Raw genomic sequence first — 7,193 nt, forward strand, 5'->3', positions numbered from 1 at the left:
CAGACGTGTGCTCGTCCGATCTGGCCATGCGCCGCATGCGTCGTCGCGCGCCGTCATGCGGCGCCTCCCGCGGCGGCCGGTTCGAGAATCGCCTTCGCGATCGTGTTGCGCTGGATCTCGCTGGTGCCGGTCAGGATCCGGAACATCCGCAGTTTGCGGAACGTCTGCTCGACCGGATGGCCGCGCGTGACGCCGACGTTGCCGTGGATCTGCACGGCCTTGTCCGCGACCTCGAAGCAGCGCTCCGACACGTAAAGCTTGCAGGCGGCGGCCGTCATCCGCAGGTCGGCGCCCGCATCGGCGAGCGCGGCCGTATGCGCGATCATGCTTTCGCATGCCCACAACGCGGCGGCCATGTCGGCGAGCATGTGCTGGATCGCCTGGAACCGCGCGATAGGTCCGCCGAACTGCCGGCGCGTGCGCGCGTAATCGAGCGACGCCCGGTACGCCGACATCGCAAGGCCCAGCATCGTCGGGCAATGCAGCAGCCGGTTCACGTTGATGCGCGACATGCCGAGCCGGAAGCCGTTGCCGAGCCCGCCGAACACGTTCTCGCGCGGCACGCGCACGTCGACGAAGCGGATGTCCGCATCGATGTGCTGGCCGGACATCGGCACGTACTCGTGCTCGACGCTCACGCCGGGCAGGTCGAGATCGACCAGCACGGCCGTGATCTGCGGCGGCGTCGCGGACGCATCGGTCACGCACATCACGATCGCGAAATCGGCGAACGGCGCGCCGCTGATGTAGTGCTTCGCGCCGTTGATCACGAGCGCATCGCCGTCCTCGACCGCCGTGGTGCGGATGCTCATCGCATCCGAGCCCGAGTGCGGTTCGGTCAGCGCGAAACACGTCGATTTCTCGCCGCGCATCACCGGCTTGAAATAGCGATCGAGCTGCGCGGGCGTCGCGTACTTCAGCATGTTGCCGACGCGCGGCGGCCCGCCGAGTTCGCCGAGCACGTGCGGCGCGAGCGCCGCGCCGCTCGCGGCGAGGTCGGCCTTCAGCGCACACACTTCGGCGATCGACAGCCCCTGCCCGCCGATCTCGACGGGCAGGCTCGCGGTATAGAAGCCGAGCGCGGCCGAGCGTTGCCAGACGCGGCGCAACACGTCACGCGGCCACACGCCTTCCGAGTCGAGCCGCAGCTCGCGCTCGATGGGGCGCAGCTCGTCGTCGACGAAGCGCAGTACGGCCGCGCGCAGCGCGACGAATTCAGGGCGTTGCAGATGATCGAACATGGTGGGCTCCTTCAGTTGACGCGGCGCGCGACACCGCGCCAGTACTGCTCGCGCACGAGCTTGCGAGCGATCTTGCCGTTCGCGTTCTTCGGCAGCTCGGCGACGAAATCGATGGAGCGCGGCAGCTTGTAGTCGGCGAGCTGCGCGCGGCAATGCGCGACGAGATCGTTCGCCTGCGCGTCGCGACCGGCACGCAGCACGACCACGGCCTTCACGGCCTCGCCCCACTTGTCGTCGGGCACGCCGACCACGCAGGCCTCGAGCACGCCTTCGTGCCGGTAGAGCGCCGCTTCGACTTCGGTCGGATACACGTTGAAGCCGCCCGAAATGATCATGTCGTGCTTGCGGTCGACCAGATAGATGAAGCCGTCGCGATCGGTGCGCGCGAGGTCGCCCGTGTGCAGCCACCCGTCGACCAGCACCTCGCGCGTCAGCTCCGGCGCATTCCAGTAGCCCTGGAACACGTCCGCTCCGCGAATCACGATCTCGCCGATCGCGTCGCCTTCGACTTCGCGCCCGTCGGCATCGACCACCCGCACCTCGGTTTCGCCGAGCGGCCGGCCGCAGGACGCGAGCCGCTCGCGGTCGTGCAGCAGCGCATGCGCATGGTCGGCAATGCCGAGCCGCGTGACGCCCGACGTCGATTCGCTCGCGCCATAGCCTTGCGACAGCACGGGGCCGATGCGCGCCCACGCTTCCTCGATACGCGCCGGCGCCATCGGCGCCGCGCCGTAGCCGAGCACCTTCAGGCTGCGCAGGTCCGCCTGCGCGAGTTCGGGCGCGTTCAGCAGCATGTTGACCATCGCCGGCACCATGAACGTGTGCGTGATGCGCTGGCGCGCGACGTCGGCGAGGAAATGCGCGGGCTCGAACGCGTCGAACAGCACGAGCGTCGCGCCGCAGAACAGGTACGGCTGCATCAGCATCCCGGACGCATGCGTGATCGGGCCGATCAGCGCGAGCCGGTCGCCGGGCTGCGCGGGGCGGTCCATCCCCAGCACGATCTTGCGCAGCGATGCGAGCCGGTTGCCGTAGCTCTGCATCGCGGCCTTGATGCGCCCCGTCGAGCCGGACGAGAAATGGAGCACGGCGAGATCGTCCGGCGCCGGCTGGTAGTCGGGCGGCGTATCGCTGCCCTTCGCGACCAGCGTTTCGTAGTCGAGATAGCCGGCCACCGCGCCGCCGATCGACACGAACCGCTCGACCGACGAAAAGCCCGGCGAATCGGGCGTGTAATCCGTGTAGCCGCGCCCGCCGATGAACGCGGCGGGTGCGCAGTTGCCGACGACGTCGGCGGCCTCGGCGGCCGTGAAGCGCGGGTTCAGCGCGGCTTTCACGAGGCCGGCCTTGTACAGCGCGCACTCGATCTCGACGAGCTCGATGCAATTGCGCGCCTGCACGGCGATGCGGGTGCCGGGCGCGAAGCCGAGGCCGCGCAGCGCATTCGCGAGCCGCGTCGAGCGCTCGTCGAGCTGGCGGTACGTGACGGCGCGGTCGCGGTGGATCACGGCGGGCTGGCTGCCCCAGTAGCGGGCCGCGCGCCGCAGGAAGTAGGCGAAGCTCAAAGCGATTCTCCTGGTCGAACAGTGCCGCCAGTCTGTAAGATGCCCAGGCATCACCACAATGCATCACCGGATATAAAGTCATAACCGACAGGAATCCCCCGATGGACACGCGCGATCTGGAGTACCTGCTGGCCGTCGAGCGGCACGGCAGCATCGGCAAGGCCGCCGAGGCGCTGGGGCTGTCGCAGCCGGCGCTCACGAAAGCCGTGCAGCGGCTGGAGGCGCAAGTCGGCGTGACGCTGTTCGAGCGCACCGCGAACGGGATGACGCCGACGCCGGCCGGCGCACGCTTCGTCGCGCGCGCGCAGCGGATCGCGCTCGAGTTCGACGACGCAATGCAGGAGATGCTCGCGATCCGTGGCGGCGAACAAGGTGTGGTGCGGATCGGCTACTCGCCGACCGTGCCCAATGCGTTCGTGCTGGGCGCGTGCCGGCAACTCATCCGCGAACGGCCGGCCGCGCGGCTGCGGCTGCGTTGCCGGCTCGCGCGCGAACTGCTCGACCTGCTCGCGGCCGGCGAGCTCGATCTCGTCGTTGCCCCCGAACCGCAGCAGCAGGACGCCGGCCTCGACACCATCGCGCTGTTCGACGACCGGCTGACCGTGCTCGCCGACGCCGCCCACCCGCTGCAGCGCAAGCGCGGGCTCACGCTCGCGGACCTCGCCGATCAGGAATGGCTGCTGCCGGAAGCGACGATTCCCGTGCGGCACCGGATCGACGACGCGTTCCGCGCACGCGGCTTGCCCGCGCCGCGCCTGCGCATCGAGACGGACTTCGGCAATACGTCGCTGCTGCAGCTGTTGCGCGGCACACCGCTGCTGTGTGGCGGCGGCACGAATGCGCTCGACCAGGTGACCGGCGTGCGCGCGCTCGACCTGCGGGCCGGCGAGCTCGACCTCGACCGCCGCATCGGCGCGATGCACCGGGCCGGCGCGTACGTGCCGCCGCTGGCGCAGCGGATGATCGCGCTACTGCGGGAAAGCGTGGGATAGGCGCGGGGACGCGCCGCGACCATCATCAGCGGGAGTGATGTCACTCCCCTTTTTCTGCGGATTTGACCGGGGGCACGGTGCCGACAACACTAGCCCGCAGTGCTGCACAGACGGCACGCGCCCGCCCCCCTTCAGAGTCCGCCATGTACCCGACCGACACCGTGCAATCCCCGAGCGCCGTCCGGCCGCTCGCCGACCGGCAACTGCGCCGGATCGTCATCGCCTCCGTCGCCGGCAACGCGATGGAGTGGTACGACTTTTTCGTGTACGGCACGGCCGCTGCGCTCGTGTTCGGCCATGTGTTCTTTCCGCCCGGCGCGTCACCGCTGGCGGGCAGTCTCGCCGCGTTCGCAGCTTTCGCGCTGGGCTTCGTCGCGCGGCCGCTCGGCGGGATCGTGTTCGGCCACGTCGGCGATCGCTACGGACGCAAGGCGTCGCTCGTGTGGACGCTGCTGATCATGGGCGCGTCGACCTTCGCGATCGGCCTGCTGCCGACCTATGCGCAGGTCGGCGTGTGGGCGCCGGCCGCGCTCGTCGTGCTGCGCCTGCTGCAGGGCGTCGCGTCCGGCGGCGAATGGGGCGGCGGCGTGCTGATGATCAGCGAGAACGCGCCGCCGGAACAACGCGGCTACTACGCCGCGTGGAGCCAGCTCGGCGTGGGCGGCGGCTTCGTGCTGTCGTCGGCCGCGTTTCTCGCCGCGCAGGCGCTGCCGGACGACGCGTTCCGCGCGTGGGGCTGGCGACTGCCGTTCCTCGCGAGCATCGTCATCTTCGCGATCGGCATCTATATCCGCCGCCACCTGCCGGAAAGCCGCGACTTCGAGCAGGCCGGCAAGCGCGGCGCACACACGCACCTGCCGATCGTCGAATGCCTCCGGCGCCATCCGAAGGAAATCCTGCTTGCGATGGGGCTGCGCGTGGCCGAGAACGGCGGTGCGTACATCTTCCTCGCGTTCTCGCTCGTCTACGGCAAATACGTCGGCATCCCGAACGGCGTGATGCTGACCGGCGTGATGATCGCGATGATCGTCGAGATGGGCGCGATGCTCGCGTGGGGCCGGCTGTCCGACCGGATCGGCCGCAAGCCCGTGTACCTGATCGGCGCGCTGAGCCTCGTCGCGTGCGCGTTCCCGTTCTTCTGGCTGCTCGACACGCGCGTGACGCCGCTCGTATGGCTCGCGCTCACGGTCGGCACCGCCGTGAGTCACGGTGCGATGATCGGCACGCTGCCCGCGCTCGTCGGCGAGCTGTTCAGCACCGAGGTGCGCTACTCGGGCGTCGCGCTCGGGCATGAAGTCGCGTCGATCTTCGCGGGCGGGATGTCGCCGTTGATCGCGACCGCGCTGCTCGCGCACTATCGCGCGTCGTGGCCCGTCTCGCTGTTCCTCATTGCGCTCGGGCTCGTGACCGTCGCGACGCTGTGCGTGATGCGCGAGACGCGTGTCACGCCCGACGCCGGCACGCGCGGCGATACGGCATGAGCACGCGGCCCGCGCCGGCCGCCACGTCCGTGCACTTGCCCGTGCCCTTGTCGGCGAGTGAGCGACACACCGGCTTGCGGTGCCACGTGCACGCTCTCGTGGCACCGCGAACCCGCTCGGTATCGACGCCCGGGCTACGCGTCCTGGTTGCGCCGCCCACCGTCGAACACCGGCGCCAGCCCCAGGTGATCGAGCAGCCGCGCGAACTCGCCGAGCCGCTGCCGCATGTACGCGGGCACGTCCACGTTCGCATAGTCGTGGAAGCCCGCGCCCGTGCGTACGCCGTCGCGCCCGGTTTCCATGTTGCGCACGACGCTCGCGGCCGGCGCGAAGCGCGGGTCGATCTCGCCGGCCAGGTACTTCGACGCGTAGTACAGGATGTCGCAGCCGCCCCAGTCGATGAATTCGAGCAGCCCGAGCACCGCGAAGCGCGGGCCGAAGCCGGTGCGGATGGCCGTATCGATATCCTCCGCGCTCGCGACGCCTTCCTCGACCATCCGCGCAGCCTCGTTCATCGCGAGCGCCTGGATGCGCGGGACGATGTAGCCGGGCGCCGGCCCGCAGATCACCGGCTTCTTGCCGACGCGTTCGAGCAGCGCGGCGAGCGCATCGACCACCGACTGGTCGGTCGCGTCGCTGCGGCTGATCTCGACGAGCGGCATCAGCAATGCCGGGTTCAGCCAGTGCGCGTTCAGCATCCGTTCCGGGTGCGCGACATGGCGCTGCAATTCGGTGACGACGAACGTCGACGTGGTCGACGCAATCGTCGCGCGTGCATCGACGTGCTCGCCGAGCCAGCGCAATGCGTCGGCTTTTGCATCGAGCACTTCGGGCAGCGCCTCGAACACGACGTCTGCCTCGCGCACCGCCTCGGCCGCGCCGTCCCGCGCGACGATCGCAATGCGCGCGATTGCCGCACCGGCCTGCGCGGCATCGATGCGGCCGAGCGCGACCTGCGCGTGCAACGGCCTGGCGATCTCGTCGCGCGTACGATCGTCGAAGGCGCTTTGGCCGGCCGCATCGCGCCGCTTGAAGTCGATCAGCGTGACGTCGATCCCGGCAAAGGCGAACACGAGCGCGATCCCCTGCCCCATGCGCCCCGCGCCGAGCACGTGCACGCGCGTCACGTCGGCGGCCGCGCTCATGCTGAAACTCCCGCGACACCCGTGATTCCGTTGTCGAGCAGCGCACGCATCGCGTCCTTCGACAGCGCCGCGATCCCGAGCCGCTCCAGCGTGCGCCCTTCCGCATACAGGTCGCGCACGGCAACCGCGCTCGCGATGCTCAGCAGCCCCTGCGCAACCGGCGTCGGCACACCGGCCCAGCGCCCGCACGACACGATGAACGACAGCCCGAGCCGGGTGTCTTCGAGCATGTAGCGATGGGAACGCAGATCGATCTTCTCGCGCCAGTCGCCGCTATCGGTCAGTTTGCCGTGCGCGCCGCGCCCGTACATCCATTCGTCGCCGTCGGCCGCATAGTGATCCGCGAGCGGGAAATGCGGTGCGCGGTAGCCGAGCGCTTCGCGCACCGCGATGCGTTCGGCATCCAGCGCGTTCGTCACGCGGCGGATCGCCGGCTGCGTGCCTTCGTTGTGGATGTCCCATGCGTCGAAGTGTTCGAGCGGCCCGGCGTTCATCAGGATCAGCGGCGGATGGATCACCGGGCCCGCGTTCATCAACGCGCCGGACAACGCATCCTCGACCGGCTCGACCGACGGATAACCCGCACGCAGCACGTCGAACGCCCAGCCGGCCGCATTCGCCGGCAACACGCCGGTCGGCAGACGCGTCGCGTACGCGCTGATCACGACGTCGTTGTCGCCATGCTTGCGCACCAGGTACGGCAGCGTGCCCGTCTCGGCGAACGCGACGCGCGAACGGTTGCCCGCATTGGCTGCCGCCTGCGCGAACA

Annotated in this window: 6 protein-coding genes; 2 read left to right on the forward strand and 4 right to left on the reverse strand. The window is 69.7% G+C overall.

The genetic code is table 11. The annotated features are described in order from the left end of the window. Positions 1 to 53 precede the first annotated feature (53 nt). Both G3N93_RS30175 and G3N93_RS30180 read right to left on the reverse strand, forming a co-directional pair. Positions 54 to 1,241: an acyl-CoA dehydrogenase family protein gene (locus G3N93_RS30175; RefSeq protein ID WP_174938420.1), complete on the reverse strand. Its 1,188-nt coding sequence runs from the start codon at positions 1,239 to 1,241 to the stop codon at positions 54 to 56. Between the two features lie 11 nt (positions 1,242 to 1,252). Continuing rightward, positions 1,253 to 2,806, reverse strand: coding sequence for an AMP-binding protein (locus tag G3N93_RS30180; RefSeq protein WP_206134591.1), 1,554 nt, complete (start codon positions 2,804 to 2,806; stop codon positions 1,253 to 1,255). Positions 2,807 to 2,907: 101 nt separating this feature from the next. On the opposite strand from G3N93_RS30180, the gene G3N93_RS30185 reads away from it, so the two are divergent. Together G3N93_RS30185 and G3N93_RS30190 are read left to right on the forward strand one after the other, a co-directional pair. Then, a complete protein-coding gene (locus G3N93_RS30185) occupies positions 2,908 to 3,798 on the forward strand; it encodes a LysR family transcriptional regulator (protein ID WP_206134592.1) in 891 nt (296 codons plus the stop codon). Between the two features lie 143 nt (positions 3,799 to 3,941). Beyond that, positions 3,942 to 5,279 (forward strand): MFS transporter, encoded by a 1,338-nt coding sequence (locus G3N93_RS30190; protein WP_206134593.1) that lies wholly within the window; start codon positions 3,942 to 3,944, stop codon positions 5,277 to 5,279. 134 nt (positions 5,280 to 5,413) lie between these two features. On the opposite strand, the gene G3N93_RS30195 is transcribed toward G3N93_RS30190, so the two are convergent. Both G3N93_RS30195 and G3N93_RS30200 read right to left on the reverse strand, forming a co-directional pair. Beyond that, positions 5,414 to 6,424, reverse strand: coding sequence for a 3-hydroxybutyryl-CoA dehydrogenase (locus G3N93_RS30195; RefSeq protein WP_206134594.1), 1,011 nt, complete (start codon positions 6,422 to 6,424; stop codon positions 5,414 to 5,416). Next, the coding region (locus G3N93_RS30200) for an NAD/NADP octopine/nopaline dehydrogenase family protein (protein ID WP_206134595.1) at positions 6,421 to 7,193 on the reverse strand (773 nt) is incomplete at its 5' end. The genes G3N93_RS30200 and G3N93_RS30195, both read right to left, overlap by 4 nt.

Origin of the sequence: Burkholderia sp. Se-20378, assembly GCF_017104665.1 — a bacterium.
Lineage (GTDB): Bacteria > Pseudomonadota > Gammaproteobacteria > Burkholderiales > Burkholderiaceae > Burkholderia > Burkholderia lata.

Coding starts and splice junctions, on each gene's coding strand:
- G3N93_RS30190 (WP_206134593.1), top strand. CDS start 3,942: ATGTACCCGACCGACACCGTGCAATCCCCGAGCGCCGTCCGGCCGCTC.
- G3N93_RS30185 (WP_206134592.1), top strand. CDS start 2,908: ATGGACACGCGCGATCTGGAGTACCTGCTGGCCGTCGAGCGGCACGGC.
- G3N93_RS30175 (WP_174938420.1), bottom strand. CDS start 1,241: ATGTTCGATCATCTGCAACGCCCTGAATTCGTCGCGCTGCGCGCGGCC.
- G3N93_RS30195 (WP_206134594.1), bottom strand. CDS start 6,424: ATGAGCGCGGCCGCCGACGTGACGCGCGTGCACGTGCTCGGCGCGGGG.